Raw genomic sequence first — 2,208 nt, 5'->3', positions numbered from 1 at the left:
CCCGCTGGACACCGTCTGGTTTTACGGCCAAAAATGTTCGTTCCACAGAATTAATACTCCCTTCAGGGTTTACATCCTTATCTATGCTCAGAAAAGATGTGGCATTTGTAAAGGTGGGAAACACACTAACCCCAAATATTGCCCAGAAGACGAAATGAGTAAAATAAGGTGACATCACTTTTGCATTTTTGTAACTCAGAAAAATAGTGATTGGGCAATGCAATATGCAAACAGGATTCCGCCCATTACTGCCCACCGGGGTTGTTCTCAGTTAGCCCCAGAGAACACGCTTCCTGCCTTTGAGTTAGCCATTGAAAATCAAGCAGATTTTATGGAGCTGGATGTCCAAGAAACCAAGGACAATGGTTTGGTGGTGATTCATGATAGTCATTTGTTGCGTCTTGCAGGATGCGATCGCAACCTCTGGAACCTCACCACCTCTGAACTGGCAAACCTAGATGTCGGCCAGTGGTTCGGGGAGGCGTTTAAGCATACTCGAATCCCTTCCCTAGCCTCGGTGATGGATTTAGCTAAGGACCGCGTCAAGTTAAACCTGGAACTAAAAAGTCACGGTCATGAACAAGAGCTCGTCAGCCAGGTGGTTGAGCTGATTCACCAAAAAAATTGGCAGCAAAACTGTGTGGTTTCCTCCCTCGACTTTGATATTCTGCGGCAGGTGCGAACCCTAGATCCTGGGTTGATGATTGGTCCCGTTATTCCACCTTCTCGACCTGAGTATCCTGATTTTGAGGTTGATTTTTACTCGCTTCACTTCACCCTCGCCACACCAGAACGAGTCAAACAGGCCCATGCAGAAGGCAAAGCTATTCATGTTTGGACGGTTAATCAGCTTGCTGATATGCAGCGGATGATTGAACTTGGAGTTGACAATATCATCACCGATCAACTGTTAGTACTAAAAGACTTGTTGGATCAGCGAGAGAAGTAAGACTGAACCAATATCTGATAATTACGGTATTCCACCCTACTTGGCAAGTTGCCGTAATGCATTCTTATAGCGGCTATTAACCTTTTGATAAGCCACCATTGCTTGATCAAAATTTGGATCATAGGGCGTCAACAAGACACCATCGCGGGTATCAGTAACCAACACAGTATCTCCTTCCTGTAGCTTCAGCTTCTGCAATACCTCCTTCGGAAATATTGCCCCCAGGGAATTGCCCACCTTTTGAATTTTTAGCGTAGTCATGTCAATACACGCTCACGGAGTCATTTGCATAACTTAGGTTCCCCTAGGGATTCAACGTTTGGAGGCTGGTTAGAGGACTTTAATTCTAGGCAACGCAAACTTAAGCACTGAAGTATTTAGCAACGGGGTGATAAACCATAATGGCCGTGGTGGATTGCTCAGGATAGAGCTGTTCACTCTCATCCATATGCAACTTAATCCGATCTGTTTGCAGCAGATCTAGCTGCTTGTACTGATCTTGCATATTCGGGCAAGCTGGGTAACCAAAACTGTATCGGGAGCCTTGATATCGCTGGGCCAGCATATCTCGGATATTATCAGGTTCACTCTCGCCATAACCCAACTCCCGCCGAATGCGAGCATGGGTCCATTCCGCGACGGCCTCCGCCGTTTGGACGGCTAAACCGTGGAAGTAGAGATATTCAGTGTATTCGTCACCTGCAAATAGCTTTTGGGCAAACTCCGTGGCAATGTCTCCTACTGTGACCGCCTGCATGGGAAAGACATCAAACCGTTTCTGGTCAATGCCTTGTTCCTTGGGTACAAAGAAGTCGGCAATACACAACCGCCGCATGGACTTCTGACGAGGGAAGGTAAAGGTGGTGACGGGTTCAGGTAAGGTATCGCCGGGGTTCTCCGCCACTTTTGGATCATAAATATGGAGGGAGTTTTCTTCAGCTAGGCAGGGAAAGTAACCATAAATTGCCTGGGGATGCAGCAGCTTTTCGGCAACGATGCGCTGTTTCCACTGCTTCAAGATGGGGTAGACCTTCTGGTCTAGGAAGGCATCGTAGTCTTCTCGGGATTGATCCTTGGGCTTGCGGAATTGCCATTGGCCCGCAATCAAAGCTTGAAGATCCAAATGCCAGAAAAGTTCATCAAAAGGCAGATCTTCGGGCTGCAAAATGGTAGTTCCCCAGAAGGGTGGGGTAGGCCGCTCGATATCGATATCCACCGCTTCCGAACGTCGGGTATCCACAGGCATTGCAGCAGTGGCA

3 protein-coding genes are annotated in these 2,208 nt (G+C 47.6%); 1 reads left to right on the top strand and 2 read right to left on the bottom strand.

Annotated elements, in window-relative coordinates:
- Positions 1-217: 217 nt before the first annotated feature.
- Positions 218-949: a glycerophosphodiester phosphodiesterase gene (locus Q0991_RS14980; protein WP_299489608.1), complete on the top strand. Its 732-nt coding sequence runs from the start codon at positions 218-220 to the stop codon at positions 947-949.
- A 36-nt stretch (positions 950-985) separates the two neighbouring features.
- Here Q0991_RS14980 and Q0991_RS14975 read toward each other — a convergent pair whose 3' ends face one another.
- The gene (locus Q0991_RS14975; RefSeq protein ID WP_299489606.1) at positions 986-1,210 is read right to left on the bottom strand and encodes an AbrB/MazE/SpoVT family DNA-binding domain-containing protein; all 225 of its coding nucleotides are present in this window, start codon (positions 1,208-1,210) and stop codon (positions 986-988) included.
- A 100-nt stretch (positions 1,211-1,310) separates the two neighbouring features.
- Positions 1,311-2,208: vitamin B12 dependent-methionine synthase activation domain-containing protein (locus tag Q0991_RS14970; RefSeq protein ID WP_299489604.1), on the bottom strand; the 898-nt coding region annotated here is incomplete at its 5' end.

Origin of the sequence: Acaryochloris sp. IP29b_bin.137, assembly GCF_028285745.1 — a bacterium.
In the GTDB taxonomy this organism is placed as follows: domain Bacteria; phylum Cyanobacteriota; class Cyanobacteriia; order Thermosynechococcales; family Thermosynechococcaceae; genus Acaryochloris.
The sequence above is the reverse complement of the archived record's forward strand: the minus strand, read 5'-3'. Positions and strand labels throughout refer to the sequence as shown.

Coding starts and splice junctions, on each gene's coding strand:
- Q0991_RS14980 (WP_299489608.1), top strand. CDS start 218: ATGCAATATGCAAACAGGATTCCGCCCATTACTGCCCACCGGGGTTGT.
- Q0991_RS14975 (WP_299489606.1), bottom strand. CDS start 1,210: ATGACTACGCTAAAAATTCAAAAGGTGGGCAATTCCCTGGGGGCAATA.